Here is a 24,739-nt window from a genome sequence, read left to right on the forward strand (position 1 = left end):
CCCTCCCCTACGCCACACCCTGCTGCCGCAAGGCCGCCCGGTGGCTGGGCCAGCAGCGGCGGATGAGCAGCTCCACCTCGTCATTGAGGAGATCCAGATTGTTGCGGCAGCGCTCGTGGGTCTTGGACCCGCCGGCCATCTCGTAGACGGTCCGGAGCTGGACGTTGGCGTTGTCGATCTCGGCCGAGTCCAGCAGCGAGGCGCGAAGCATCTCGGCGCCGAAGACCGACTGCATCATCGCTCGGATCTGCACGTGGGCGCTCTTGTTCTCGTCGACCTTGGTGGCGACCACCTTGACGAAGTTGAAGCTACGCGCCCCGAGCTTGTCGTCCAGCACCTCGATCGTCTCGACGACCATGCGCAAGAAATGCGCCGTCGAGGCGAAGTCGACGGTCGAGGGCGGAGTGGGGATCAGCAACGCGTTGGCCGCGCGCAACACCGCGAGCGAGATCATGCCCAGCGCCGGTGGCGGATCGAGCAGGATGACATCGTAGTCCCGCATCAGGTCCTCGACGCCGTGCCGCAGGCGATCGAAGTCCTTGGGATTGCCACGGACCCGGGCAGCCGCCTCATACTCGGCGTTGTAGAGGCCGAGGTTGGCCGGCAAGAGATCGATCCCCGGCCAGGCGGTAGGCCTCAGGCCATACCGCAGGTCAGACTGCTCGCCGTGCCGGAAGAACGGCAGCAAGGTCTCCTCGTCGGCGATGTCCGCGTCCGGGTTGAAGCCGAAGACCGTGGTCGTGCTGGCCTGACTGTCGCAATCGATCACGGCGACCCGGTAGCCCTTCAGCGCCAGGGACTGGGCGAGATGGCAGACCAAGGTGCTCTTGCCGACGCCGCCTTTGAAGTTCTGCACGGCCAGCACCAGGGCCGGATCGCTGTCGGCGCGGCGCGGCCGGGTGCCGAACACGTCGCGCATGGCGTTGATGTCGGCCAGGGTATAACCCTCGCGCCGGTTGGTCGCTGTCATGCGCGGTGCGGGCAGGCGGCCGTCAGCCTCCGCCTGGCGAATCGCCTCCGTGGACCGACCGACCATTTCAGCGGCCTTGCCAATGGCGAACCGGACGTCGAGGGTCTTCTGAGCGTCCGGCGCGAACACGGTCGCCCGCAGCCGGTCGAGCACCGCGTGGGCCCGTTGGTTCAGGCCCTCCATGGTATCGTAGAGGACCGGCGGGTTGCTGGCCCGATCAGCGAGTGCGGCGGTCGCCATGGCCAAATCCCTTTGCAAATTTCGCTCGGCAGGAAGCAAGTTTGCCAAGTTCTGACGGCAATACAATGAAAGAAGGGTTAACGGCGACCTGCGCCCGAGCCCTTCAAGGCTCGGGGCGCAGGTCGACCGCCGTGCCGCCGCGTCCGTTACAGAGAGATTTTAATGGGGAAGGTTAGGAAGGGTTAGAGAGCGCCGAAAGGCGGCCAACCCCTTGCCTACACAGGGGTTTTCCCCGCGGCCGGTCACCGATCCCCCGATCTCGGGTCACAGATACCCCGGGCGCCTGGTCACCGATCCCCCGAGGGAAAGGTCACTCATCCCCCGAGTCGCGGAGGCGGCGCCGGTCAACCAGCCCATCGACTTCCGCGGCCCGCGCATCTTCGCGGGCGATGCGTTCGCGGCGGACCGATTCGGCCTCGAGGTCCGCCTTGAGCTGGGCGCGTTCGACGGCGCCCCTGCGCACGAAGTGGATCGCCGAGGCGTTGTCCGCCGTCGTCACGAAGGTCAGATCGTAGTCGGGCAGGGCGTTGGCCTCGACGATCTTCTTCATCAGGTAGTTGAACTGCTTCAGCGGGCTGTCGCTGCCAGACTTCTCGTGCAGGACCGACACCCGGCAGATCCATCCCTTCGGTTGATCGCCGGCATGTTTGCGCGCGATCCGGTAGATGGCGCGTTCCAGGCCGCCCTGAAGGGTGAAGTAGTCAGGGTGGAGGGTAAGCAGTGTCTTGTCGCCCATCAGCCCGTCGAACACCCATTTCGACAGGGTGATGGTCAAGCCGCGCACGGCGCCGGAGCTGGGATCGATGTCCATGGTCCACTCGTCGAGCCAGCCGAACTGGGCCCGCTTGTCGCGCTTGGTCGCGCGGATCGAGGTCTGGATATTGGTGGCCTGGAGCCGCTGCAGGGCGGCCTCCAGCTCCTTGTAGCCCTTGCCCCCGGTGTCCCGGCGGATCGCCTTGAGGAGTTCATGCGCCGTCGTGTGGAGCGTTGGGGTCAAATCGTTGACGCCCTTTTCCCGCAGCTGGTTCAAGCGCGACGTCGCCCAGATGAGGATGTCGGCATCCCAGATTGTGGCGATGCCGAACAACGGGTTGGCGCTGACATGCACCCACACGTCCCCGTCGGGGCTGTTGTACACGATCGGCTTGAGGCGCTTGCGCTTCTGGAGCGAGAAGAACGGCCGCTCCATCATCTCCCGCTGATCCTTCAGCGGGAGGCTGTTCATACGAGGGATGAACAGGTCGAATTCCTGGTCGCGGACCGCGCGCTTGCTCATGCGGCCACGCCAGGGCCGGAGCGGGCAGGGGGCTTAGCCAGCCCGGACTTGCCAATTGGCAAGTTGGAAAATCGCTGCGAATTCATAGCTCAAGCACCGTCTTCAGCCGATGCGCGAGGGCTTGCCGGCGGGCGTCCGGCAAGCGCGCCAGGTTCATCAAGCGCCACCGCACCGCCGGCAGGTCGGCGGCCTGCGGCAAACCGATCATCGACCAGTCGGGCGCGCCGGTCTTAACGCCGAGAAGGAACCTCCGGTCCTGCTCGGTCAGGGCGGCATGCAGGCCGCGGATGAGGTCTTCTCGGGCGGCTTCAAGCGCCTCGATCGCCACCGGGACGTCCGTCATCCCGGCGAACGTCCGGCCATACTCCTCGGCGAGATCCTTCCGATTGGGCGAAAGCACCTCGGCCATCGGCCGATTGTGGCTGACCAGATAAACGAGGAAGGCCTCGATCAGCGGTCGCGTCAGGCCCTCGTTCGCCAGAAGGTCGCGCACGTCGAAAAGGTCGCGGGGGTGCTGCCGGTCGAGGGCGGCGACGATCTTGCCCGCGAAGAGGTCCGCGAAGGAGACGAGGTTTGCTTCGGCGAAGCCGAAGGCGGCTTCGACCCTTGGCGACACGGCGCGCCTCTCAGGGGCGAAAACCACGCCGCGTAGAACCGGGGTGACCTCGACCTTCACCTGGACGGCGCCGGCGCGCACCAGCAGCCGATGCACGCCCTCCTGGCTTTCGTGCAGGCCCACGGTCGCGCCATCGATCCTCATGCGAATGAGGCCGGCCAAGCGCTGCAGCGCCGCGTCGATCGCCGCCATCGATGCGGCGCGGTCGGCAACTGGCAGATAGGTCAGGTCGATGTCGACCGACAGCCGGGGCAGGTCGCGCCAGAACAGATTGATCGCCGTGCCGCCCTTGAGGGCGAAGTCCGGTTCGCTGGCGAGCAAGGGAAGCACCCGCACCAGCAAGCCGACCTGGGCGCGATACTGGGCGGTGCTCATGACGACACCAGATCGCGCGGCACAGTGATCCTATAGGTTCGGTCCAAGCGCCCGCCCGGCGCCAGCACACGCTTGCCTTGGCCAAGATCGATGCGGCCGCGGTCCAGGCGTTTGGCCCAGGCCATGTCGTGGCGGTCGGCGAACCACAGCGCCAGCCGCTTGACCTTCACGCTCCGGCACGCCGCGAGGAGCGCAGAAAGGCGCAATGGGCTCAGCGTCGTTAGGCCTTCGACCAGAGCGTCCGCCTCATGGAAACTCGCCGCCTGCGGAACGGCGTCCAGCAGTTCGAGGAAGGCGCGCTCCGCCGTCGAGACCTGGAGTAGGCCGGCCATTCCGTCCTGATCGGGGTGCCGGAGGTGTAGGGCCAGGGCCTCGGGGGAGGGGTCCGTCGCCAGCAGCGGGTCGGCTTCGAACAGGCGGGCGCGATGGAACGCCAGGCGGGGGCCGATCAAACGGCGCGCCCAGACCGGCGGCGGGCGGGCGCCGTAGAGGTTGAGTTCCTGGGGGCCGCCGGCGGCGAGGTAGTGGGTGAAGCCGAGAAGCTCCAGCGCAGTGCGGCCGCCGACGGCGTAGAGGGGAGGGGCCAGCCTTTGCAATGAAACGACCACGGTCGCCCAGTCGTCCTCGCCCCCTCCCGGCGCGACGCCCGCGCGCCTGTAGGCGCCGCGGGTCGGTTGTTCGAGCCACCCGCCCCGAACGTACTTGGCCACGAGGCTGGAATAGTAGCCGTGACGCGACAGCCAACCGCCATCGACCAAGAGGCCGGCGGGCAACAGGCTCTGGAGTTGGTTTAACTTGCTATCCAACCGCTAACCCAGGGTGAGTGTTCAGAGCGGTCTCTAAACCCCCGAACGGTTTAGGTCTAGCCGATTCGACTAACCCTCAGTGAGCCGTCTAGCACGATTCCGAACCACGCCGAAAAGCCCCACCCGGCGGACCGGGTGGGGCGGGCGGCGGATCAGTCCTCCTCGGCGGGGTTTTGCTCGGGCCGGTCCAGAGACTTCAGCTCGTGGCCGGGCATGGCGATGACCACCTTCGAGAAGAAGCGCTCGACACCGTCCTTGTCGGTGTAGCGGTCGTGGCGGATCTCGCCCTGGACATAGACCTTGGCGCCCTTCGAGAGGCCCTTGGAGTCCAGCCAGTTGACCGTCGCCTGGTTCCAGATCTCCACTTGGTGCCAGGTCGGGTAGTCCTTCCGCTCGCCGTTCTTCTTGGTGTAGCGGCTGGTGCAGACCCGCAGGGTGGCGACCTTCTTGCCGCCTTGGGTGGTGCGGATTTCCGGCTCGGCGCCGGTGAAACCGATCAGTTGGACTTGGTTCAGCATCGTCTTTCTCCATCTTCCGCCCGGAGGAGCCCGGGCGGCTCGCGGTCCCTGCCGCGATCACGAGACCGCCCAGGTCGGGGATCAGCGAGGGGACGAAGCCCGGCGGGGCTGGAAACCGGTCTGCAGCGGCGCTAGCTGCGAAGACCGGAGGGTCCGGCCCGGCCGCCTCGCCTGCGAGGTCGGCTTCGACCCTGAGCGACCCGGCCTAGGTTCACGTGATTGATCGCGCGGGACCGTCCTCCGCCACGGCCCCATCCCCAGGAAGACGCCTAGACGATGCGCCAAGGCTGACCCCAGGGGTCACTGCGGAGAACCGGATCGCCTGACACGCCCACCGCGACGTCGCCGCCCGGAGGGAACCGCCTCATCCTGCACCCACGAACGGCCGGGCAGGGGGCCGCCCACCCAAACCTCGGGAGGCTGGACCCGGAGACCTGCAGATGAGCGCTGGCCTCATCGCCGCCTGGAGCTGCGTCCCGTTCGCCCCCGGGGTGACCGTCCACCTCACCGCCCGCACCGACTTGACCGGGGCCATTCCGCGTGAGCCGAATAGGTGCTCGCCGCCTATGACCTAGTCCGCGACCCAAGCCTGGGCCGGCCCGACTTCGCCCGTCTCCGAGGACTAAGGGCCTCCGCAACTGCCCGACGCCGGCTGGGAGCGGACGCCATTCCGCCTGTGGGCCGAAACAGCGTAGGGACGGGGCGAGCCAAAACGTCAGAGATCCTTCGCCGGGTCTCGCCGCGATACTTAGCCGGTTGCCGGCGGCTAGGTCGCTCAGCTCCGGGGCCAGATTCCATTCACGCCGTCGGCCCACGCCGACAGGGTGACGAAACGCGAGGACGGGCGCCGATCGGCGCCCGTTGGAACGAATCACCAACCCCAACGGGTCGCGCCGTCAGGACCAACGCCCACAAGGGCTTGGATTCCGTTCGGCGCCCGTTCTCGCTCAAACGAGGGAGGGCGGCCGTTGCCGGCCGCCCGAGAGCTCAGTGGACCGTTCGCCGCTGCGCGATCAGCGCCCCGAAGTGGGCGATCGCCGCCGTCTCGAGGGTGAAGGGGACGTTGGTCCGCTCTTCGTGCTGGTCCAGCTCCTCGAGCACCGACCAAGTGTCCCAGCACTCGGCGACCACATACCAGTTGTCCACGTCGTAGAATTGGTGGGCGTGTTCCAGAACCGCCTGCGCCATCGCCATGCTCGCCATCTGAAGTCTCCGTTGCTCGACCGGCGGGCTCATCCCGCGATCATGCGACCGGTCGGGACGGGGAGAGGGTCGGACTCAGGGTCGGCGGCGGTGGAAACCGGCCTGCACGAGAGCGCAGCGAAGGAAGGCCGGAGGGTCCTGCGCCGACGCCTCGCCCTCCGGCGAGGTCGCCTTGAGCCCGAACGGCCCCGGCCCAGGTTCGCCTTGAGAGATCGCGTTCAGCCCGCCCGATCGTCCGCCTGGAGGCCTCCGGTGAGCCTGTGATGACCCTGCCGGCTCCCACAGCCCTCGCGGATCGCAGACAAAAAGGATGCGGCGACCTTGCGGCCGCCGCACCGGCGGGGCTCAGGCCCGCGCCTTGACCGGAAGATGACGCAGCCCGCGCTCGGCCGCCTTCTGCGCCAGGTTCAACGCCGGCCCGAAGGGCTTCAGCTCCGCCGCGCGCTCCGAATTGATGGTGTTGGCCAGCGTCAGCACGCACACCAGCTCGAGCTCGAGCATCTCGTCATTGGCCCGGAACGGGGCCGCCCGGCCGTGTCGGTCGAAATCGGCCTTCGCCAGCACCACCCGGACGCCCTTCTGCTTGGCCCACTTGAGAGCCAGCTTTTCGGCGCCCTTGGCCCCGGACGTGGCCAGCGCCATGTCCGGCCACTGCACCCGCGCCCAGTTCAGGGCGTCGAAGATGCGGTTGGCGTCGTCCGCCGTGTCCGCCTGCGGCGCGCCGCGGAACGCCACGATGCTCACGCCCGGGTCGGTCGCCGCGTGCTTGCGGGCCTTTTGGGCCCGGATGGCGTCGCGGGCTTCGATCTGAGCCGCCGTGGTGCGGGTGCCCTTGACCGAGCCCTTCCACGGGCTCCACACCTCGCCGGTGTTGGTCGTGTAGGTGTCGGCGGCCGCATCGCGAACGATCTCCATCGCCAGGGTGGCGACGTCGGCGGCGCGCGCCTTGCGGGTGACGTCCTGGATCTCGGTGTCGAGCACCTCGGAGCCGTCGAAATCCCGCACCAGGCCGCCCAGCTGATCCCGGGCCTTGTCGGCGTCGCGCTCGATGCGCTGGGCCATGGAGTGGAAGGCGCCGATCAGCGCCTCGCCGATCAGGACATGGAAGTCCTCCAGGGCGGACTCGCCGACAACGTCGAGCAGCTCCGTCATGAGACTGTGACCAAGCTGGTGAAGCGCCGCCTCCGGCGGATGGGTTCGGGTGTCCTCCAGGTGGAGGGCCTGAGCCTCGTAGGCCGTCAGGCGATCAGAAGAGGGGGGAGAGAGGGAAAACTGCATGGGAAAGTCCCTTCGTGGGTTGGGGGTGCGAGCCCGTCGGCTCGGGACCGCCTCGCGCCGCCCAGCGGCGGACCCCACAAGGGCTTTGAGCGCAGCGCCCCTTGTGGGGGCCGGCGATTGGTGGCGAGGTCACTGGAGCCAAAGGGCCGCGCCCACCCCACGCTCGGACGCTGCAGCGTCCCTCCGCACCGCCCGGCGCCAGCCGGCCTTCGCGGCCAACCATTCAACCGCCTCCGGACACCCGCCGACGCTGAGCCCGAACCGGCCGGCCTCGTCCCAGGCGTTCTGGTCGCGGCCCTCGAAGCGCGCCGCGAACGACCACGCCATGCTGTCGGCCGTGGCCAGGCGGCTCCGCACGGCCTCATCGAGCAGCGACGTGCGCTTGCAGCCGAACCCGTGCAGGCGCAGGTCCGGCCGGTCCTGCTGGATGGCGTCGAGGATTGCCGCGATCACCTCAGGGCGGCCCTGCCGCTTGCAGAGCGACCCCACGCCCACCCAGGCGCCAGGACCGATGCGGTCGCCATAGGCCTCAAGGTGACGGCGGTAGTCGTCGGGGTGCGGCCTTGCAGCACCGGCAGCAGATGCACACGGCCCACGCCGGCGTCCCGGATCGCGTCGAACCGCTCGATGGTCAAACCCTGGTGACGGGCGACCGTCAGGCCCGTCGCCTTCAGCGCGACGGGCTCGCACATGTAGTCCTGAGTGGAGGCCGCGATCAGGCCGGTTCCCGCATAGCGGCGGATCATCGCCGCATAGGCCCTGGGCGGTTGGCTGAACCCGCCCTGCAGGGCGACCTGGGTGAAGGCACCGGAATCCAGCAGCCACGGCTCGTCGCACCCCACGAAGGGCGTATCGCACACCCGGTCCCGCAGCACGTTCGCCGAGATGCACACCCGGAAGCCGCGCAAGGTGAGCGGCCAGGCCAGCCGCGGATGGTGGACGCCCACGTAGAAGCGGAAATCCACATCGCGCGTTAGGGCGAAAGACCCGTCAGGCGGTCGCATGATCGCCTCGCAAGGTCTCGCGCCGCCGGCGCTCCGCACGCAGCGCCTCCACCACCTGCAGGTCGCGATGATGCTGGATCAGGTGATCGAGCCGGTCGTCCGGCAACCGCCGGGGATCGAACTGCGGACCCTTCGGCCGCGGCGTCACCCGGCCGATGGCCAGCTGGCGCTGGCGGTTGACCGCCTCGGTGATCAGGACGCCGAGTTCGGCGCGCGACCACACCCGGTCAAGCTCATGCAGATCATGACCCCACGGATAGCGGGCCACGCGTAGGCGGCCCACCAGCTCGCCGACGGCGACGGGATCGTCCGCCCGGCGGATGCGCTCGGGCGTGAGGGTGCGGGCGGTGCGGTCGAACCGTTCGTAGAGGCGGCGCCTCGGCCGCATCAGCGCGCCCTGGCGATCGATCTCCGCCAGCCACGCCGCGAGGGTGGTGAAGGGCGGGACGATCATGCCGCTGCCGGGCGCCCGTGCCGGCGCGGCGGCCGCCACGGGCTCTTCCTGCGCGTACCGCAGGAGCGGGGAGGGAAGCATGGCCCAACCCCGCTCAGATCAGGCCGGCCAGGGCGCGGCGGACGACCGGGTCCCGGTCGGCGCGCCAGGCCGTCCCTGGACGGACGCCCTGGGTTTCGTGGGCAGTGCAGTAGCGCCCGTCGGCATGACGACCGCAGAAGCTGAAGTCCGGGCTCTTCGGATCGCCGATCGGCCACTTGCAGGCATGGACGCCGAGCCGCGCCATGTCGGTGACCAGGCCGGGCCCCTCGGGGGCAGAGGCCGGGGCCGCCACGGGCGGACGCGGCGGCGCCATGACCCGCGAGGGACGAGCGGCCGCGCGGCGGGGACGGGCAGGCCGAGGCGGGCTGACGCGCGAGGGGCGGCCTGGCGCCGACGGAGCGCCCCGGCCGCCAAGGCCCAGCCGATGGACCTTGCCGATGACGGCGTTGCGGGTGACGCCGCCGAGCTGCTTGGCGATCTGCGACGCCGACAGGCCGTCGAGCCAGAGCGTGCGCAAGGTGGTGATGCGGGGTTCGGACCAGCTGGTCATGGGAAGGACCTCCAAAGGCTCGGGAGCGAGCCCACCCCGCCGGTCCCTTCCTCCGTCCTCGGGCCCGCGCACCTCCGTTCGGGCAGCACAACAAGCGCCCCGACGCGGAGACGGGGCGCTCGGGAATGTTCAGTCGATCGCCTGCAGGATCGCCGAGCATTCGGCGTGCCCGGCCGCGTAGCGGTAGAGCCGCTCATAGCCGTCGGCGAGCCGATCGGAGCCATGGCGGAACGACAGGTGCGAGAAGGCGAAGAGGGTGACGATGATCCCCGCCGCCTCGGCCGAGACTTCGCCGCCGAACATCGTGATGTCCGGCTCGATGCGGAAGCGCGGCTTGGAGGTGGGCGCCATGAACAGCGGCGCCCCGCTGCGCTCGTAGAAATCCCACGAACCGCCGCCGTACTCGGCGGGGCTCAGCCGTTCCATCAGCGAATAGACCGTGTGCTCGCCGACAATCATCAGCGGCAGGCCGAAGAGTTTGGGTAGAAAGCCCTCGCGGCGCTCAGGCGCAACAAGGGTGGCCGGGGGTCTGGTGGTCATGATGAGGGCTCCGAACACGGCGCGGGGGCACATCCCGACGCGCTCGCCCGCTCCGGTCCCTTCCTCCGCCTCCCGCCGCCTACATCAGCCCCTGGGCCCGGAAGCTCAGCACCTGGTCGCCGGCGACGATGAAGTGGTCGAGGACGGCGATCCGCAGGACGCGGAGCGCCGCCACCACCTGCTTGGTCATGTCGATGTCGGCGCGCGACGGCGCCGGGTCGCCGGAGGGGTGATTATGCGCGAGCAGGACCGAGCTCGCCGACAACTCGAGCGCACGTCGCGCCACCTCGCGGGGATAGACCGGGGCGTGGTCGACGGTGCCGACGCCCAGGCGCTCATCGGCGATCAGCTGGTTGCGTTTGTCGAGGAATAGGACGTGGAACACCTCTCTCGGCGGGGCGGCGAGCCGGGCCCGGAGATATGTCGTCACCGCCTCATGGGAGCTGAGCAGCGTGCGTTGGCGCAGGGGGTGTTCCAGCAGGCGCACCAAGAGGCCGTGCAGCAGGACGAGCTCGCGCGCGGCCTCCCGGCCGACCACACGGGCCAGCTCCGGCTCCGGCGCGCCGAAGATGCGCCACACCCCGCCGAACCGCGCCATCAGCGCGTCGGCGGCGTAGCAGACGTTGGCCCCCGGGCGCAGGCAGCGGGCGAGGATCAGGGCGAGGGTGTCGCCCTCGTCCAAGGCCGCCGCCCCATGAGCGACGAAGCGCTCGCGCAGCTCGGCGCCGGGGTCGGCCGGCGACGCGATCGCCGCCGACGTCGAGATTTCGGACACACCGGGCGCGAAGAGATCGCCTTGCTCAACCATGGCCGGTCTCCCGGGCCTTGGCGACGCCGAGCAGGGCCGCATGCTGGGGGTGGTAGGCGCGGATCGTGCGCTCGGCCGCAGCGCGGAGCGCAGGGCCGCGCACGGGATCGTCCTCGTGCGCGTCGAGGCCCAGGGCGAGATAGGGCAGGGCCCAGTCGCAGTCCTCCTCGAACCAGCCGTTCGCGCTGTACGCGGTTTGGCGGGTCGCCGCGGGCATGCGCGCCAGCGCGTCCGGCGAGACGCAAAGGCCGCCATGCGAGGCGGTCGAGACTGCGACCGCATCGGGCCCGAGCGGCGTAACGGTCTGGATCGCACCCCAGGGCGAGGCGAATCCGCAGCGGGGCGGGAAGGGGTAGGCCATGGCCGGCTCCAACGCCGGCCCAGGACCCATTCCCCGGCCGGCTCACCCGGCGGGCCCCTTCCTCCAGCCTTTCCCAAGATGCGGGCGGCCGCTCAATCGCCGCCCCGCCACGCGATGATGGTCGCGGGATCGACAGCGGGCTCACGCGGCGATCTCCAGCGCGGGCGGCGGAGCGGTTCGTCTGCGCGGAACGGCGTCGGCCATCAGCGCCATGACGCACGCCTTCATCTTCCGCACCGAGACGGCGTTGCCGATCTGCTTGATCTGCTCGGTCTTGGTGCCGACGAAGGTGTAGTGGCGGCCGTCGCCGTCGAAGCCCATGGCGGCCGCCAGCTCGTGCGGCTCCAGCATCCGGAATAGGATGTCGTAGCCCTCGAGCCCTTCGACCCCCTCCACCAAGTTGACGTGGCCGGTGGCCGCGATGGTCGGCGTGGGGGCCTCCACGCTGTGGGTCCTCGGCGCCTGGCCCGGCCGTTCGCCGAACTGGGCGGCGATGAAGGCCAGTTCGCCACGGTTGGCGCCGGTCGGGGTCGGGATCGGCTCCTGGTTGACGTCCCGGCTCCGGTTGGACCCGTCGTGGTGGGTCACCGGCATCACGATGGCGAACTCGCCGCCCTTGGCGGTCGTCGCCGTCGGGATAGGCTCCTCGGTCGACCGGGCGGTGTTCCCGCGCTTGCTCTGCGTGACGGGGACCACCACCCCGAAGCGGCCCCTGGTCGTGATCGGCGGCACCGGGTCCTCGACGGTGTAGCAGGGCGGCGGCGAGCCGGACTGCTGCTGCCAGCCGTTGCTGTAGTAGGGCGAGATCAGCGCATGGGCGCCATGCGTCGGGATCGCCGGGATCGGCTGGATGGTCTGGCGCGCCACGCCGCCCGCGCCCTGGCTGAGCACGAAGGGCTCGACCATGGCGAACTTGCCGCCGCCGGCGTGAACCGTGCCGAGCGGATCGTCCAGGCTCTTGCACCGGCGGCTGTCGGCTGTGGAGTCGCCCTGGCTATTGCCGTGGGCGACGCTGGCGATGAAGGGCTCCACCACCCAGACGCCACCCTTGGTGTCCAGCGTCGGAATCGGCGCCCGGCCGGCCGGCGTGGCCTTGTTGCCCCTGCGCCCATTCATGACCAAAGGCTCGGCGGTGAACAGGCTGCCCTGGGTGGTGGGGCTATGCAGGGGCTCGCCGGCGGTCCGGGGGTCGCACCCGGCCTTCATGGTCCCCACGAGTGGCTGGGCGAGGCCGATGTGCGTGCCGTTCGCCATGATCGACGGGATGGGCACGTCCAGGCCCTGGCTGGCCATGTGGTTGCGCAGGATGACCAGGAAGGGCTCGGGCCAGCGGTGCTTGACCGCACCGGCCCAGATGCGCTCCAGGGTCTTGGCCGCCAGCGGCTTGTCCCGGTTGAAGATCGACCGGCCCCTGATCTCCCAGTCGATGATCTCACGCGCCGGCCGCCAGGGCTGCAGGGTCGCGAACAGGTCGGCGCTGTTGGGCCTGCGGGCGTGGGTCGCCGCCGGGAACTGCACCGGCTTGCGGTCGCTGCGGGCCATCAGGATGAACCGGCTGCGGGTGGTGGCGTCGCCGTAGTCGGCCGCGTTCAGCTTGCGCCACTCGATCTGGGTGAAGCCCAGCGCCTTGATGGCGCTGATCCAGGCCCAGAAGTATTCGCCCTCACGGCGCTTGATCGGCCGGCCGGTGCGCCGGTCGACCGGACCCCATTTGATGAACTCCCAGACGTTCTCGATGATCAGGCGCTTGACCCGAAGCTCGGTCAGCCAGGTGATGATGTGCCAAGGGTCGCTCCGCTGCTGGTCGGAGGTGGGCTTGCCGCCCCGCGCATTCGAGTGGTGCGTGCAGGTCGGCGACGCCATCAGGAGGTCGAGGTAGCCCTCGGGGACCAGCAGGTGCGGCCGCACCGTGGCGATGTCCTGCACGTAGTGCCGGGCGCGGGGATGATTGATGGCGTGGGACTGGATCGCCGTCGGCCAGTGGTTGACCGCGACGAACTCGATCTCGTCCAGGCTGAACCCCAGGTCGAGGAGGGCGCGCTCGCAGCCCTCGGTCGAACCGCCGGCGCCGCACAGCAGGTCGGCGACGAGGATTTTCTTCGCCATCACCGCGCCCCCGGCGCCGGGGGCGCACCATCGCCTTCCGGGCCGCGCCAGCTGCCGGCGTGTTCGACGGCGTAGCCGAGGGTCTGCAGGCCGGCGATGAAGCGCTCGCGCGCGCTGTCGGCCCAGGCGATCCAGGCGCAGCGGCCGGGCTCCCAAAAGTACCCGGCCTTGGTGGCTGCGGCATGGATCTGGGCGACGGCGGTGTCGTCCAGATCAACGGTGTCGTAGAGTCGGAAAGCGCTGCGCGCACCGTCGAAGCGGCCGTAGTTCTCGCTGCGCCAGGTGACGGTGAGCGTCGGGGCGATGGGGGAGTGGGGCATCTGGGCCTCCTCTGCTGGGGACGCCCGTCCGCACCCTTCCTCCTCCTTTCCCCCGGGGCCGCTTCCGCCGCCGCGGGGAGCATCGGCCGCGCCGATCCCTGGGGCGGGGGACGCCTTATCCCCCTCGCCACCAGGCGATCATCGCCTCGCGCGAGCCGTTGGCGAGCCGCAGCAGGAGGTCGCCATGGCAGGCCGCCGGGGCGCAGAAGCACACCAGGTCCTTGCCCCGCAGGCTCGGCACCGCCCGCAGCAGGTGATGCTGACCGCGCAGCCAGGCCTCGTGCCTGGCGATCACCGCCGCCCGATCGCCGTCCGGGCCGATCCGGAACGGATTGCCCCACGGACTGCCGCGCCCGATGTAAACCGCACCCTCGGGGACGCCCGCCGCCCGCTTGTTCAAGACCTTGCACACCCGCGTGCTCCTTCGACCTGGCCGCTCCCTACGAGCGGCGACGGCGTCTCGGGTCGCGTCGGGGCCCCGGTTGTCACGGGCGCGCCGACGGCGCGGACGGGAACGGCGCCAGCCGTTGACAAGCGGGGTGACGCGCCACGATGGGACGACGCCGCGCCGGCCTCACGGCCAACACGACCGCCACGCCCCTCGCGGCCGACGGCGACCAGGACCCGGCGGATGTGCCGGGCGTAGACGCTGACCGCCTTCCAGTAGGCGGCCATGATCCCCTTGTTCTGAGCCCAGCTGCGCTGGGCGCGCGCGGCGGCGTCGGTCCCGAGATCGGCCAGGACCTCGGCCAGCGCCGCTCGCGCGAGAGGATCGAGATCCATCAGGGCGCGGGCGGCCGGCAGGCCGAGCACGGGATTGGCGATCTGACGCCGCATCGGGCCCCGGGGAGAGGAGGCTCCGCGGGTCGGCGGGAAGGGGTAGAGCATGATCGGCTCCTGCGCCGGCCCAGGAACCATTCCCCGGCCGGCTCGACCGGCCTCTCCCTTGCTTCAAGCTCCCCAGTGGGCGTGGGCGCCTTACGGCCCAGCCGGCAGCGGCTCGTCCATGCGGGGCATGTCACCCGATGCGAACAGCGGCATGGCGGCCGCCTCCTGCCGGCGCCGCTTGTTTTCAAGCCCACACCAGCCGAGCGGGCACGATCCGTAATGACCGGCCTGGTCCGCGGCTATGTCGCGTTCGGCGTGGGGCTCGCCGCCCCAGGTGCGGTGCTCGGACGGGCGGGCGCAACCACGGCCGATGGGCGCGCGGCAAGTCGGGCAGGCGACCTCCAGGGCCGGGTCTCGCGTCCAAGTCTTGCCGCAGCCCTCTCGCCGGCAGTGGATGTTGGCGGCGGTCGTCGGACTGGTCATCGCGCCCCTCCGTCCATCTGCGCCCAGGCCCACTCCAGGACCTTGTCCACCCAAGCGTCGGGCGCTTCGGTGCGCCGGGCCGCGGCCAGGGCGGCCGCGCCCTCGCAATCGAGGTGAAGCAGGCGGAGGTTGGCGGCGAGCCGGTCAAGCTCGGCGGGGTAGGACTCCGCCTCGCCGAGCGAGATGATCAACGCCGCGAGCGCCGAGCTGGTCGCCAGCACCGCCGTTCGGAACGCCGGACCCGGCCAGAGCGGGGCGTCAGGGTCGAGCGACACATCCGCGAAGATCGGATCCTGGTCGTCTTCCTGCAGGGCGACGATGCGCAGGCTATGGGCCCCTTCGGGCTCTCGCTCCGTCAGCATCCCTGCCTCGGCGAGTAGCATGGCCTTGGCTCTCGCCAAGGCGGCGTCAGGATCGGCCGCCTCGACGGTGAAGGAGCAGTAGAAGGGCATCTCCTGGGCGGCGACGACCTGGAAGGTCCGCAAGGTCTCGGTGTCCGATGGGTCGGCGTCAGCAGTAGGGGAGGTCGACATGGCAGGGCTCCTGCGCCCGCCGAAGACCTATTCCCCGCCGGGCTCGCCCGGCCGGTCCCTTTCTCCCCCTAGCTCGGACCCGATGCCTCCCCGAACGCCCCCGCCGGCAAGCGCCAAGGCCGTTCGGTCACCGGCAGGGTCCAGCGGTCCGAGGCCGCGAGCGCCGCCAAATCCGGATCGGCGAGGGCGGCAGGGTAGGGGACGCCGCGATCCGCCAGGGCCACCACGCTCGCGGTTCGCTGGATGGTCCGACCCGAGACGGCCTCGCGCGCGGCGATCTCGGAGAAGACCTCCGGATAGAGCGCCCGGATCGTCGCCCATTGGGCCGGCGAGCCGAAGATGCAGCACCGGCAGCTGAGGCGCGACCAGCCGAGGCTATAGGCCGGATGCGGCCGGATCGACGCCGCGGCGATGGCGTCCCAGACCTGGGCCTCGGGCCAGGCGAGGATCGGCCGCCAGTGGTCGACATGTCGCCGTGCGCAGGCCGTGCGGTGCGGCTCGAACGGGCGGTAGCGCGCCCGCGCCGGGCTCTCCTCGGCCCGCTCGCCGGTCACCACCAGGGTCCGGCCGTCCTCGAACCGCGTCTGGCCGCGGATCGCTGAGGCCAGCACGTCGATCTTCAGCGCCGGGCTGCACCAGCGCACGGAGAGGTCCGCCGAGACCTGCGGGAAGCGGCCGCGCACGCCGGGCGGGCCCGCGCCGCCCGTGCGGCCGAGCTGGCCGCCGGGCGTCTCGAACAGGACCGGCGCGGTCGGGTCGCCGTCCCGCTCCATCTCGCGACGGAAGCCGCCCTCGCGCCAGGAAAAATAGAGCGGCAGGCCGAAGTGATCGGCCAGGGCGGCGACATAGGCCGGCGTCACCGGCCAGTCCATGAAGCTCGCGCCGCGCCCGTCGACCTCGTGGTGATGCAGCTCGATGCGGCTCGGATCGACGCCCAGCGCCAGCAGGTGGAGCAGGCAAGCCAGCGAATCCTTGCCGCCGCTAAAGGCGATCAGGATTCGGTCGTAGGCCGCCAAGGCGGCCATGTCCGACCGGCGACAGCGCAGGCTATCCATCGGCCGGCTCGCCGATCGCCGAGACGTCGGCCTCGTCGACCAAAAGCGCGCCGCCGTCCAAGCCCTGGCAGAGGGCCTCGATCTCGCAGACGTCGAACGGTTCGACGGGTCGGCCGTCGGCGAAGACATCGAGGATAGCCGGGTTCTCGTAGCCGTCGGCAGCATGGTCCTGCAGCAGGCGCAGGCCGGCGAGCAGCGCGCCGAGCTGGCGCGCGTCGATCTTGAGCAACATGGTGGTCTCCTTGGACAGGGGGGCGAGGGCGGCCGCTCAGGGCCTGGCGACCAGGCCCGCGTAGAGGCCCGGGTCGCCGTCGATCCGCCGGGGGTCGGCGGCGAAGGCGTCGAACAGGGTGAGCCAGCGCGCCATCTCCGGGCGCGGCTCCGCGCCGGCGGCGGCGACCGCCGACTGCCAGCGCAGGAGGCTCTCCGGCGCCAGGGCGATGATGGCGTCGATCTCCTCGGCCTGGAGGAGACGCTCCTGCCGGATGAACGCCGTCATCGACCCGGGCCGGGGGGTGGCGCCCCGCGCGCCCTTGACCGACTTTCGCCACAGGCCGTCGACGGTGCGTAGCCGCGGCGCGGCGCGGGCCTCGATCAGGACGATCTGGCGGAGCAGCGCGCGGGGAAGGGCGCGGATCTCCTCCGGGCGAGCGGCAGTGCAGAAGAAGCACGCGCTCTTGGGCGGCACCGGCAGGCCGGCGGCGGCGATCCGCCGGGCGCAGTCCGCCCGCGTCCAGCCCCACTCGCGCAGGGGGTAGCGATGTTCGTAGAGCGGATCGTCCAGATCCTGGACCGCCCGGTAGCGGCGCTCGTCGGCGGGACTGGCGTCATAGCCGATCAGCTTGATCACCTTGCGCCCGGCGGCCCAGGCGGCGATCGCCGGCGGCCAGGCCTTGGCCCAGGCATGCTGGGGCGCCGCCTTCCACTTCTGGCTGCAGGTGCCGCGGCCGAAGGCGATCCCGGGCAGGGTGCCGTTGGTCAGCAGGTTCTCGGTCAGAGTCCGATAGGCCGGCCAGTTCTTGAAGTTCTTCGGGACGTAGCGGACGATTTCCGAAGGGACGCCGCGTTCGGCCAGCCAAGCCTGGAAAATGGGGATGAAAGCCACGGTCTCGGGCTTCTCCGGGACCTCGGCGAGCAGGACCTGATCGACGGGCTCGCCCCGTTCGACCAGCTCGACGAGCATGCCTGTGGAATCGACGCCGGCGCCCCAGGCGGCGAGGACGGGCGAGCGAAGGGGTGTGGGGGACAAGGCGGCCTCCGGACAACACCGGCGGCGGCCAATTCCGCGTCCGGCTCACCGGGACCGGCCCTTGCTCCTCCCCTCCACCTCTGTGCGGATGGGCTGGAACGAGACGTTTGGGATTATCCCACCGGCCTGCCGCGATCGGCGGACCCTGGCGAGATTCCCTCTCAGGCGCCGGATTTGGTCCGGGCGGCCGCCCGGCGCTGGTGCGTCTGAACGAGGTTGAAGGGGTGCGCGCCGGGTCGGGCGGGGAGCAAGGACCGTCGGCGCGGCGGGCGCCGGCGAACGCCTGGGACGCCTATGCTTCTGGCCGGTTCGACCGGCCGCGCCCTTCCTCTAGCCTTTGAGCGTCAATCGCGCTTCTGGACCTGCGGACGCCTGTGCAGTCGCCGCGACCGGATGGCGGCGCGCAGCCGCTCGTAGATCGCCTTCGGCAAAAGGCCGTAGGCGTAGGCGTCGGCGCGGCCCGGTATCGGCCGCAGGTCGTAGCCGGGCCAGATGAACTCGTTGAGTTCATCGACCCGGATCCAGTGATCCGCGCCATCGAGGCCGAGCGCGCGCGCCGCCTGCGGCGGAATGGGGATGGAATCATCCTCCTCGGGAAGCGCATGGGTGATCGGTGCGACGAGGACGGTGATATCGCCGGTCTCCCCGAGCGCCGCGGCGACGACGATGGCGCAGGGTCGATCCTTCGAACCCTCGTCGGCCCCAGCCTCGGCCTCATGGCTCCAGAGAAAGCTGTATCGAACGACCAGGCCCGGCTCGGGAGCCGGCAACGTCATTTGGGGGCGACGCCATACTCAGCCGCATCGATCGCGGCGATGAGATGATCGGGCAGCTCCTCGGTCTTGTAGACTTTTCGCTCCCTGGCCTTCAGGCGCTGATAGTGCGCAAGCTCCTCGGCCGACAGATAGCCCCCGACCACGCGGTCGTGGCTCGTGACCACGATCACCTTCTCGCGGATGGCCTCGTCCTGATAGCGGGCGAAGTGCCGGGCGAAGGTCGTAGCCTTGACGGTGGCATGGGCGGTCATCGGAATCTCCAGATGTGTAAAACGCGCGTTTTTCGCTTTTTGTCAAGGCGGACCGCCCTAGCCGTCGCTTGGGACGGCCGCAAGGTCGATCGAAGGCGCCAAGCGTAACCGTCTGGCCTCCAAGGGCCACAGGTGGCCGGGCCAGGTACGGGCGCGGGGGTGTCTCTGTTCTCGCGTCGCGGCAGCGCAGATGGGCCGGCCTGACGAGCGCGTCAACGCCCTGAACCCCGCGCGCGGCTTGGCGCGGTGAACCTCAAGCACTGTCCGTGGCGCATCGACGTTGCGGTGCTCCCCTTGTGGTGGGTCCAAGGCGGCGGGCGGGTCCCGCGCGATCAATCACGCAAACCTAGGCCGGGTCGCTCGGGGCGAAGCCGACCTGGCGTGGCCAGGCGGCCGGACCGGACCCTCCGGTCTTCGCTGGGCTGCAGACCGGTTTCCAGCCTGGCCGGGCTTCACCCCCTCGCTGATCCCCGACCTGGGCGGTGGCGTGATCGCGGCAGGGACCGCGAGCCGCCCGGGCTCCTCCGGGCGGAAGATCTGGAGAACGACGATGCTGAACCAAGTCCAACTGATCGGCTTCACCGGCGCCGAAGCGGAGATCCGCACCACTCAGGACGGCAAGAAGGTCGCCAGCCTGCGGGTCTGCACCAGCCGCTACACCAAGAAGAACGGCGAGCGGCGCGACTACCCGACCTGGCACCAGGTGGAGATCTGGACCCCGGCGACGGTCAACTGGCTGGCCTCCAAGGGCCTCTCGAAGGGCGCCAAGGTCTATGTCCAGGGCGAGATTCGCCACGACCGCTACACCGACAACGAAGGCGTCGAGCGGTTCTTCGCGAAGGTGGTCATCGCCATGCCCGGCCACGAACTGAAGTCCCTCGACCGGCCCGAGCACGATCAGCCCGAAGGCGAGGATTGACGACGAAGCCCCACCCGGGCGACCGGGTGGGGCCTCTTCCTACCAGCGGGCGACGCCAAGCCTCACGCCGGCCTGCCAGAGTCCTCGATCTCGACGGGCGGCACATGCGGGTCGGCGAACAGGCGCAGGTGCTCGAGGATGGCGTCGACGTCCGCGAGGCCTACGAAACGAATGTCGTCGGCGTTGAGCGAGCAGGTCACGCCGTCGCCGGCGTCGCCGGGTCTGCGGACGCGGCGGGCCGGACCCCATTCGCAGCCGTAGCCGTCGTAGGTCAGCACATAGGTGAGCCCGACCTCGACGCAGTAGGCCGCCAGCTCGTCGAACTCCCCGCCGGAAACCTCGCGGCCGTAGAAGGTGACGCCTTCGGCGCCGTCCTGCAGATAGGCCAGAAGCTCGTCGCGGCTCTGGAAGCGTTCTTCCCAATCGCGGCCGAGCCGCTCGCTCTCGATGACATCGAGCAGCTCTTCCAGGCGGTCGGCGGGCACAGGGCCGCCGATGGTGATGGTGGCGTCGACACGGTCTGCCATTGGCCTTCTCCTTTCCAAGGGACGCCCAACACTCCCCTTTCCCCACCTCCCTACACCGCCGCAGCAACCCGCCACCCTGGCCGGCAGACCCACAGTGGTTCGCAGAGGCGCACCGGCCCGCGGTCAGCGCCGCCCTCGCGCGCCCGCGACCCTCGCGGAGAGCCAGCACACGGCGAGTCGCTGGCCGAACGGCCAGCGGCTCGGAAGGTGACGCGGAACCTAGAGACCAAGGGCCGGCGTCAGGCCGCCTTCGGCAGCACCGATTGCGGCGGCCATTTGGCCAGCACGGCGGCCAGGACCTCCGGCTTGTCCACCGGCACGAACACCCGCGGCGTATAGGCGATGATCTCGACGAAGCAGCCGAGCGCAGTGAACGACGAGCGCTGCGAAGCCGCGCCCACCACCTCCATCCGGTAGCGGTCCATCACCTTGGCCCGACGCAGCCAGAGGCCGCCGGCCAGGGCGATGGCCGCGCCGTCCTGCCGGACCAGAACGGACACTTGATCGGGATCGCCGTAGGCGCTGGCGACGTCGGACAGACCCAGTGCGACCTTCAGCGCCGGGACCTGGCCGGGGTCGAGCAGACGGCCGAGCCAGCGGCGGCCGTCCGGCGCCTTCAACCGCCGCACCGAGGTTCCCTTGTCAGGGAGGTGTGTCCAGATCGGCAGCAGGAGGCCCGATACCAGCACCAGGTCGCGGGTGATCCAGGGGTCGGCCTCGGCGACTTCCCGATCCCAAGCGGCGCGCCAGCTCGCTTCGTCGGTCGCCTCCCAGGCCGACTCCTCGAAGCCCTTCAGCGAGGCGATCGTGCGCTTCTCCGGCCGGATCAGGCGCACCGCCGGGATCAGACGGTCATCGTCATTGGTCGTGGTGAGCCCCTGGACGACGAGGGCTGCGCGTCCAGACTTGGAGTTCACTGCGAAGATCACGCCGTCCGGATCCAGGCCTGCAAGGGCGGTGTCCGCGGCCGTGAGCTCGCGCGCGGTGCGGACCTGGAAGCGCAGGAGCTTGGTCTCCGCCCCGGTCACCGCGTCCTTGCGCACCACCTCCTCATCCAGGATCGCCACGTCGTCGGCGACGATGTCCTCCATCCCCCGGTCCAGGGCGGCGGACTGGGCCGCCCGCTCCAGGATCGAGGTGAGGATTTCGTCGAAGGCGGCGAACAGGGCGTTCTGGTCTTCGATCCGCAGCGCCAGGAGGCGATTGAGGAAGGTGTTCATCGGCGGCATGTCGTCGGACGTCTTCAAGTCCCCGTCGCCGTCGACCAGCCGCAGGCCGGTCTTCGCCTCGAAAGTCTCCCGGTCCATCGCCTCGACGTTGCCGAAATGGAGGGCGATGTAGAAGGCCTGCAGAGCGCGGTGCGCCCAGGGGCTTTCCAGATTGTCCTCGGCGCGGAAGAGGCCGTTGCCGGCGGTGCGCCGCTCGCCCCGGGTGAGCGCGCCCAGGCTGTCGAGCCGGCGGGCGATGGTCGAGGTGAACCGCTTCTCCCCGTGGATATCGGTCGTCACCGGCCGGAACAGCGGCGCGCAGGCCTGGTTGGTGCGGTGTGAGCGACCGAGCCCCTGGATCGCGGTGTCCGCCCGCCAGCCGGGCTCCACGAGGTAGTGGACCCGGCGCTCCTGGTTCTGGGCGGCCAAGTCCGCATGGTAGCTGCGGCCCGTGCCGCCAGCGTTGGAGAACACCAGCACCCGCTTTTTGCCGGACATGAAGGCGTCGGTCTCGGCCTTGGCCGCGGAGGCGCTGCGCCGCTCCACAACGCGGCGGCCGTCGCGGGTGACCACCCGGCGCGAGCGGCCGGTGATCTCGGCGACCTGCTCGGTCCCCAGCGCCTCGATCACCGCGTCCAACACACCGTGGACGGCCGGCAGGCAGGCGAGGTGGGTGACCAGCTCGTCGCGCAGCCGCAGGGCCTCCTGGCTGACGACCAGACGCCCGTCCTCGTCGGTCACCGGGACCATGGTGACGGCGCCGTCCTCGTCCTCGATCGCGTCCATCGCCATCACCGGGAAGGCGCCCATCAGATAGTCGAGCACCTGGTCCTTCGGCGTCAGATCGACGGCGAGGTTGTTCCATTCCTCCGGCGGGATCTCCGCCAGGCGGCGTTCCATCACGGCCTCATTGGTCGAAACGACCTGCACCACGGCCGATCGGCCGACGGCCAGGTCTTCCCGGATCGAGGCCACGAGGGAGGGGGCCTTCAGCCCCGACAGCAGGTGGCCGAAGAAGCGCAGTTTCGCCCCCTCGAACGCCGACAGGACCGCCGAGGCGGCCTGGCCGGATTTGGGCTTGCCGTCCTCGGTGACGCCGACGGCCTCCAGGGCGGCGCGCAGGTTGGCGTGGATCAGCTGGTAGGCGTCGGCCCAGGCGTCCCAGATGGCGATGTCGTCCTCCGTGAGCGGATGACGCAGGGGTTCGTACTCGACGCCTTCGAACGACAGCGAGCGGGCGATGTAGAGACCCATGGCTTTCAGCTCCCGCGCGATCAGCTCCATCACCGCCACGCCGCCGGTCTCCACGGCGTCCATGAAGGCCTCGCGCGTCGGGAAGGGCGCTTCCGGCCCGCCCCAGAGGCCAAGCCGGGCCGCATAGGCGAGGTTCTCCGGCGTGGTCGCACCGGTGGCCGAGACGTAGAGGATGCGGGCGTTCGGCAGGCGGTTCTGAAGGGCGAGGCCCGCCATGCCCTGCTGCGAGGCCTTCTTCGGGCCGCGCGCGCTCTTGCCGCCCCCGGCGGCGTTGGCCATGGCGTGGGCCTCGTCGAAGACGATCACCCCGTCGAAGTCGGCGCCCAGCCAGTTGACGACCTGGTCGAGGCGCGAGGGTCGGTCGCCCCGCGCCGGCTGCCGTAGGGTGGCGTAGGTCGTGTAGAGCACGCCCTTGTCCATGCGGATGGCGTCCGCCTGCTTCCAGGCGCCTTGCGGGGTGATGTCCGAGACCGCCCCGCCGATGGCGGTCCAGTCGCGCCGCGCGTCTTCCAGCAGCGCATCGTTCTTCGACAGCCACACGGCGCGCTGACGGCCCTGGGCGAGGTTGTCGGCGATAACGCCGGCGATCTCACGGCCCTTGCCGCAGCCGGTGCCGTCCCCCAGGAAGAAGCCCTTGCGGAAGCGCACGGCGCCCGGATGGTCGTCCTTGACGAGGATGACCTGATGCGGCGCCTCGCCGAGGATCCAGGATCCCGGCAGGACCTGGGCGTGCGCCTCGCCGGCGTAGATCACCGTCTCCAGCTGCGCGTCGGAGACCAGCTCGCCGGCGATCTTCGCCGGCAGCACCGGGTGATAGGTCGGCGCCGGCGGGGCCACCGAGGCCATCGGCCCGGATTCCACGAGCGGGGAGGGGTGGGGCGTGCTCTGGGCGAAGCGGACGCGCCCGAGCTGGTAGGCCTGATAGAGGCCGACGTCGTGGCCTTCGCCCGACCAGGCGCAGGTCTCGTAGGCGACCGACGCGGTGTCTGCGAGGAAGGCGAGGCGGCCGGCCGGCGTCGCCAGCGCCCGGGCCCGGGGCGCGAGGATCGCCACGGAGTTCACCGCCCGGAACTGACGCGCCTGTGCGGTCGGGCGAGCGGCGACAGCCGCGGCCGCCTTGGCGGCGTCGGCCAAGGTCTCCGATGCGGCCACCGGCGGGATCGTCCCGTCCGGACCGGCGCGATCGATGACCAGCAGTCCGGTCTCGACCGAGGTCCCGTGCTTGGCATAAGCCCGCGCGGGAAAGGCGAGCCGCAGGACGATGCGCCCGCGCGACGCCAGGGCGCGCATGATGGCCGGGTCCTCGAACACCCGCGTCGGGACGATCGCGGCGAGACGGCCGCCATCGGCCAGGCACGCGAGCGCCGCCTCCAGGTGGGCCTGCAGATGCTGAAAGGGCGGGTTGACCAGGGCGACGTGGAACGAGCCGGACGTCGGCAGCACATCGCAGAGGTGGACGGCGTCGTGCTGGCCGCGCGTGGCGAACTGGAAGAGGCCCTCCAGCAGCCCTGCGCGGCCCGTGGCGCGCTCGTTGAGCGTCAGGGCGCCGCCGCAGGCCTCGGCCAGGATGGCGAGCAGACCCGTGCCGGCCGAAGGCTCGAGCACCTGGTCGCCCGGGCGCACCTGGGCGGCGAGCACCGACAGGGCGCCGAGTTCGGGCGGGGTGGAGAACTGGTCCATCGCCACCTGCTCCTCGGAGCGTCGGGTGTGGGTCAGGCTCAGCGCCGAGAGATTGGCCAGCAGGGCGACGATGTCGGCCGGGGCGTCCTCGAGTCGGCCGATCTGCGGGGCGAGGCGGCGCAGCTGCAGGACGAGCGCGGCCTCGATGGCGTCGTAGGCGTCGCGCCACAGCCAGGCGCCTTCGGCGTCGGAGGCGCCGAAGGTCGTGGTCATCACGCCCGAGACCAGCTTGCGGTCCAGCGGCCGCGATCGGTTGAGGTGCGGGGTCAGAGCCCGGGCGGCGGCCAGGAGATTGGCGGCCTTCTGGTCGGCGGCGTCGCCGTCGGCGGCGAGCAGGGGGAGCAGGGCGTTCATAGGCAGGGTCCAGATCGCCCGCCGCGGAGGGCTCCTCCCTCCAGACCCGACGGGCTCGCCCGTCCGGCCCCTCCTTCTCCTTCGGCCGACCCCCCGCACGATCAGGACGCCCGCTTGCCGTGCCGGTCCCGAGGTCGTACCTGGGACGCGCAGGA

29 protein-coding genes are annotated in these 24,739 nt (G+C 70.4%); 2 read left to right on the plus strand and 27 right to left on the minus strand.

What is annotated here, in order from left to right:
* Positions 1-7: 7 nt before the first annotated feature.
* The 5 genes from GGQ61_RS17670 to GGQ61_RS17690 all read right to left on the minus strand — a co-directional run bounded on the left by GGQ61_RS17670 (position 8) and on the right by GGQ61_RS17690 (position 4,801).
* Positions 8-1,210 (minus strand): AAA family ATPase, encoded by a 1,203-nt coding sequence (locus tag GGQ61_RS17670; protein ID WP_183775779.1) that lies wholly within the window; start codon positions 1,208-1,210, stop codon positions 8-10.
* Positions 1,211-1,520: 310 nt separating this feature from the next.
* On the minus strand, positions 1,521-2,486 hold the full coding sequence (locus GGQ61_RS17675) for a replication initiator protein A (RefSeq protein WP_183775781.1): 966 nt from the start codon (positions 2,484-2,486) through the stop codon (positions 1,521-1,523).
* A gap of 82 nt (positions 2,487-2,568) precedes the next feature.
* Entirely contained in the window at positions 2,569-3,477 is a 909-nt protein-coding gene (locus tag GGQ61_RS17680) for a nucleotidyl transferase AbiEii/AbiGii toxin family protein (protein ID WP_183775783.1), read from the minus strand.
* Positions 3,474-4,283: a type IV toxin-antitoxin system AbiEi family antitoxin domain-containing protein gene (locus GGQ61_RS17685; protein WP_183775785.1), complete on the minus strand. Its 810-nt coding sequence runs from the start codon at positions 4,281-4,283 to the stop codon at positions 3,474-3,476. Before GGQ61_RS17685 ends, GGQ61_RS17680 begins: the two co-directional genes overlap by 4 nt.
* Positions 4,284-4,435: 152 nt before the next feature.
* Entirely contained in the window at positions 4,436-4,801 is a 366-nt protein-coding gene (locus GGQ61_RS17690) for a single-stranded DNA-binding protein (protein ID WP_183775787.1), read from the minus strand.
* A 440-nt stretch (positions 4,802-5,241) separates the two neighbouring features.
* Here GGQ61_RS17690 and GGQ61_RS22520 point away from each other — a divergent pair, with 440 nt between their 5' ends.
* Complete coding sequence (locus GGQ61_RS22520; RefSeq protein WP_281372727.1) at positions 5,242-5,376, plus strand: hypothetical protein; 135 nt, start codon at positions 5,242-5,244, stop codon at positions 5,374-5,376.
* 412 nt (positions 5,377-5,788) lie between these two features.
* Here GGQ61_RS22520 and GGQ61_RS17695 read toward each other — a convergent pair whose 3' ends face one another.
* From GGQ61_RS17695 to GGQ61_RS17790, 20 genes are all read right to left on the minus strand, one after another.
* Positions 5,789-6,004 (minus strand): hypothetical protein, encoded by a 216-nt coding sequence (locus GGQ61_RS17695; RefSeq protein ID WP_183775789.1) that lies wholly within the window; start codon positions 6,002-6,004, stop codon positions 5,789-5,791.
* Positions 6,005-6,349: 345 nt separating this feature from the next.
* Positions 6,350-7,282, minus strand: coding sequence for a DUF2493 domain-containing protein (locus GGQ61_RS17700; protein ID WP_183775791.1), 933 nt, complete (start codon positions 7,280-7,282; stop codon positions 6,350-6,352).
* 129 nt (positions 7,283-7,411) lie between these two features.
* The gene (locus GGQ61_RS17705) at positions 7,412-7,777 is read right to left on the minus strand and encodes a deazapurine DNA modification protein DpdA family protein (RefSeq protein WP_425501018.1); all 366 of its coding nucleotides are present in this window, start codon (positions 7,775-7,777) and stop codon (positions 7,412-7,414) included.
* Entirely contained in the window at positions 7,732-8,286 is a 555-nt protein-coding gene (locus GGQ61_RS17710) for a deazapurine DNA modification protein DpdA family protein (RefSeq protein ID WP_183775795.1), read from the minus strand. Before GGQ61_RS17710 ends, GGQ61_RS17705 begins: the two co-directional genes overlap by 46 nt.
* Positions 8,273-8,821, minus strand: a complete 549-nt coding sequence (locus tag GGQ61_RS17715) for a hypothetical protein (RefSeq protein WP_183775797.1) — start codon at positions 8,819-8,821, stop codon at positions 8,273-8,275. The genes GGQ61_RS17710 and GGQ61_RS17715 overlap by 14 nt, the downstream gene beginning before the upstream one ends.
* A 13-nt stretch (positions 8,822-8,834) precedes the next feature.
* Positions 8,835-9,332, minus strand: a complete 498-nt coding sequence (locus GGQ61_RS17720) for a GcrA family cell cycle regulator (RefSeq protein ID WP_183775799.1) — start codon at positions 9,330-9,332, stop codon at positions 8,835-8,837.
* 129 nt (positions 9,333-9,461) lie between these two features.
* Positions 9,462-9,872: an antirestriction protein gene (locus GGQ61_RS17725; RefSeq protein WP_183775801.1), complete on the minus strand. Its 411-nt coding sequence runs from the start codon at positions 9,870-9,872 to the stop codon at positions 9,462-9,464.
* 79 nt (positions 9,873-9,951) lie between these two features.
* The gene (radC, locus tag GGQ61_RS17730) at positions 9,952-10,680 is read right to left on the minus strand and encodes a RadC family protein (RefSeq protein ID WP_183775803.1); all 729 of its coding nucleotides are present in this window, start codon (positions 10,678-10,680) and stop codon (positions 9,952-9,954) included.
* Positions 10,673-11,041, minus strand: a complete 369-nt coding sequence (locus GGQ61_RS17735; RefSeq protein ID WP_183775805.1) for a DUF7007 domain-containing protein — start codon at positions 11,039-11,041, stop codon at positions 10,673-10,675. The genes radC and GGQ61_RS17735 overlap by 8 nt, the downstream gene beginning before the upstream one ends.
* A 141-nt stretch (positions 11,042-11,182) precedes the next feature.
* On the minus strand, positions 11,183-13,147 hold the full coding sequence (locus tag GGQ61_RS17740; protein ID WP_183775807.1) for a DNA cytosine methyltransferase: 1,965 nt from the start codon (positions 13,145-13,147) through the stop codon (positions 11,183-11,185).
* A complete protein-coding gene (locus GGQ61_RS17745; protein ID WP_183775809.1) occupies positions 13,147-13,467 on the minus strand; it encodes a hypothetical protein in 321 nt (106 codons plus the stop codon). The genes GGQ61_RS17740 and GGQ61_RS17745 overlap by 1 nt, the downstream gene beginning before the upstream one ends.
* A gap of 115 nt (positions 13,468-13,582) precedes the next feature.
* Positions 13,583-13,879 carry a DUF4326 domain-containing protein gene (locus GGQ61_RS17750; RefSeq protein WP_183775811.1) on the minus strand — a complete coding sequence of 99 codons (297 nt, stop codon included), beginning with the start codon at positions 13,877-13,879 and terminating at the stop codon, positions 13,583-13,585.
* Positions 13,864-14,355, minus strand: a complete 492-nt coding sequence (locus tag GGQ61_RS17755) for a hypothetical protein (RefSeq protein ID WP_183775813.1) — start codon at positions 14,353-14,355, stop codon at positions 13,864-13,866. The genes GGQ61_RS17750 and GGQ61_RS17755 overlap by 16 nt, the downstream gene beginning before the upstream one ends.
* A 90-nt stretch (positions 14,356-14,445) precedes the next feature.
* The gene (locus GGQ61_RS17760) at positions 14,446-14,778 is read right to left on the minus strand and encodes a zinc finger domain-containing protein (protein WP_183775815.1); all 333 of its coding nucleotides are present in this window, start codon (positions 14,776-14,778) and stop codon (positions 14,446-14,448) included.
* Positions 14,775-15,311: a hypothetical protein gene (locus tag GGQ61_RS17765; RefSeq protein WP_183775817.1), complete on the minus strand. Its 537-nt coding sequence runs from the start codon at positions 15,309-15,311 to the stop codon at positions 14,775-14,777. The genes GGQ61_RS17760 and GGQ61_RS17765 overlap by 4 nt, the downstream gene beginning before the upstream one ends.
* Positions 15,312-15,379: 68 nt before the next feature.
* Positions 15,380-16,366 carry a phosphoadenosine phosphosulfate reductase domain-containing protein gene (locus GGQ61_RS17770; RefSeq protein WP_221221117.1) on the minus strand — a complete coding sequence of 329 codons (987 nt, stop codon included), beginning with the start codon at positions 16,364-16,366 and terminating at the stop codon, positions 15,380-15,382.
* Positions 16,359-16,598, minus strand: coding sequence for a hypothetical protein (locus GGQ61_RS17775; protein WP_183775819.1), 240 nt, complete (start codon positions 16,596-16,598; stop codon positions 16,359-16,361). The genes GGQ61_RS17770 and GGQ61_RS17775 overlap by 8 nt, the downstream gene beginning before the upstream one ends.
* 36 nt (positions 16,599-16,634) lie before the next feature.
* Complete coding sequence (locus tag GGQ61_RS17780) at positions 16,635-17,615, minus strand: hypothetical protein (RefSeq protein WP_183775821.1); 981 nt, start codon at positions 17,613-17,615, stop codon at positions 16,635-16,637.
* Between the two features lie 344 nt (positions 17,616-17,959).
* A complete protein-coding gene (locus GGQ61_RS17785) occupies positions 17,960-18,391 on the minus strand; it encodes a type II toxin-antitoxin system PemK/MazF family toxin (RefSeq protein WP_183775823.1) in 432 nt (143 codons plus the stop codon).
* The gene (locus GGQ61_RS17790) at positions 18,388-18,642 is read right to left on the minus strand and encodes a hypothetical protein (RefSeq protein ID WP_183775825.1); all 255 of its coding nucleotides are present in this window, start codon (positions 18,640-18,642) and stop codon (positions 18,388-18,390) included. The genes GGQ61_RS17785 and GGQ61_RS17790 overlap by 4 nt, the downstream gene beginning before the upstream one ends.
* 550 nt (positions 18,643-19,192) lie before the next feature.
* Between GGQ61_RS17790 and GGQ61_RS17795 the strand changes: the two genes are divergently transcribed.
* Positions 19,193-19,561 carry a single-stranded DNA-binding protein gene (locus tag GGQ61_RS17795; protein WP_183775827.1) on the plus strand — a complete coding sequence of 123 codons (369 nt, stop codon included), beginning with the start codon at positions 19,193-19,195 and terminating at the stop codon, positions 19,559-19,561.
* Between the two features lie 62 nt (positions 19,562-19,623).
* On the opposite strand, the gene GGQ61_RS17800 is transcribed toward GGQ61_RS17795, so the two are convergent.
* Complete coding sequence (locus GGQ61_RS17800; RefSeq protein ID WP_183775829.1) at positions 19,624-20,088, minus strand: hypothetical protein; 465 nt, start codon at positions 20,086-20,088, stop codon at positions 19,624-19,626.
* Between the two features lie 239 nt (positions 20,089-20,327).
* Positions 20,328-24,584, minus strand: coding sequence for a bifunctional class I SAM-dependent methyltransferase/DEAD/DEAH box helicase (locus GGQ61_RS17805; protein ID WP_183775831.1), 4,257 nt, complete (start codon positions 24,582-24,584; stop codon positions 20,328-20,330).
* Between the last annotated feature and the right edge of the window lie 155 nt (positions 24,585-24,739).

Origin of the sequence: Phenylobacterium haematophilum (assembly GCF_014196295.1) — a bacterium.
GTDB classification, from domain to species: Bacteria; Pseudomonadota; Alphaproteobacteria; order Caulobacterales; family Caulobacteraceae; genus Phenylobacterium; species Phenylobacterium haematophilum.

Bases quoted from the DNA above. Each gene is read 5' to 3' on its own strand.
- GGQ61_RS17670 (WP_183775779.1), bottom strand. From the start codon at position 1,210: ATGGCGACCGCCGCACTCGCTGATCGGGCCAGCAACCCGCCGGTCCTC.
- GGQ61_RS17675 (WP_183775781.1), bottom strand. From the start codon at position 2,486: ATGAGCAAGCGCGCGGTCCGCGACCAGGAATTCGACCTGTTCATCCCT.
- GGQ61_RS17680 (WP_183775783.1), bottom strand. From the start codon at position 3,477: ATGAGCACCGCCCAGTATCGCGCCCAGGTCGGCTTGCTGGTGCGGGTG.
- GGQ61_RS17690 (WP_183775787.1), bottom strand. From the start codon at position 4,801: ATGCTGAACCAAGTCCAACTGATCGGTTTCACCGGCGCCGAGCCGGAA.
- GGQ61_RS22520 (WP_281372727.1), top strand. From the start codon at position 5,242: ATGAGCGCTGGCCTCATCGCCGCCTGGAGCTGCGTCCCGTTCGCCCCC.
- GGQ61_RS17695 (WP_183775789.1), bottom strand. From the start codon at position 6,004: ATGGCGAGCATGGCGATGGCGCAGGCGGTTCTGGAACACGCCCACCAA.
- GGQ61_RS17700 (WP_183775791.1), bottom strand. From the start codon at position 7,282: ATGCAGTTTTCCCTCTCTCCCCCCTCTTCTGATCGCCTGACGGCCTAC.
- GGQ61_RS17710 (WP_183775795.1), bottom strand. From the start codon at position 8,286: ATGCGACCGCCTGACGGGTCTTTCGCCCTAACGCGCGATGTGGATTTC.
- GGQ61_RS17715 (WP_183775797.1), bottom strand. From the start codon at position 8,821: ATGCTTCCCTCCCCGCTCCTGCGGTACGCGCAGGAAGAGCCCGTGGCG.
- GGQ61_RS17720 (WP_183775799.1), bottom strand. From the start codon at position 9,332: ATGACCAGCTGGTCCGAACCCCGCATCACCACCTTGCGCACGCTCTGG.
- GGQ61_RS17725 (WP_183775801.1), bottom strand. From the start codon at position 9,872: ATGACCACCAGACCCCCGGCCACCCTTGTTGCGCCTGAGCGCCGCGAG.
- radC (WP_183775803.1), bottom strand. From the start codon at position 10,680: ATGGTTGAGCAAGGCGATCTCTTCGCGCCCGGTGTGTCCGAAATCTCG.
- GGQ61_RS17735 (WP_183775805.1), bottom strand. From the start codon at position 11,041: ATGGCCTACCCCTTCCCGCCCCGCTGCGGATTCGCCTCGCCCTGGGGT.
- GGQ61_RS17740 (WP_183775807.1), bottom strand. From the start codon at position 13,147: ATGGCGAAGAAAATCCTCGTCGCCGACCTGCTGTGCGGCGCCGGCGGT.
- GGQ61_RS17745 (WP_183775809.1), bottom strand. From the start codon at position 13,467: ATGCCCCACTCCCCCATCGCCCCGACGCTCACCGTCACCTGGCGCAGC.
- GGQ61_RS17755 (WP_183775813.1), bottom strand. From the start codon at position 14,355: ATGCTCTACCCCTTCCCGCCGACCCGCGGAGCCTCCTCTCCCCGGGGC.
- GGQ61_RS17760 (WP_183775815.1), bottom strand. From the start codon at position 14,778: ATGACCAGTCCGACGACCGCCGCCAACATCCACTGCCGGCGAGAGGGC.
- GGQ61_RS17765 (WP_183775817.1), bottom strand. From the start codon at position 15,311: ATGTCGACCTCCCCTACTGCTGACGCCGACCCATCGGACACCGAGACC.
- GGQ61_RS17770 (WP_221221117.1), bottom strand. From the start codon at position 16,366: ATGGATAGCCTGCGCTGTCGCCGGTCGGACATGGCCGCCTTGGCGGCC.
- GGQ61_RS17775 (WP_183775819.1), bottom strand. From the start codon at position 16,598: ATGTTGCTCAAGATCGACGCGCGCCAGCTCGGCGCGCTGCTCGCCGGC.
- GGQ61_RS17785 (WP_183775823.1), bottom strand. From the start codon at position 18,391: ATGACGTTGCCGGCTCCCGAGCCGGGCCTGGTCGTTCGATACAGCTTT.
- GGQ61_RS17790 (WP_183775825.1), bottom strand. From the start codon at position 18,642: ATGACCGCCCATGCCACCGTCAAGGCTACGACCTTCGCCCGGCACTTC.
- GGQ61_RS17795 (WP_183775827.1), top strand. From the start codon at position 19,193: ATGCTGAACCAAGTCCAACTGATCGGCTTCACCGGCGCCGAAGCGGAG.
- GGQ61_RS17800 (WP_183775829.1), bottom strand. From the start codon at position 20,088: ATGGCAGACCGTGTCGACGCCACCATCACCATCGGCGGCCCTGTGCCC.
- GGQ61_RS17805 (WP_183775831.1), bottom strand. From the start codon at position 24,584: ATGAACGCCCTGCTCCCCCTGCTCGCCGCCGACGGCGACGCCGCCGAC.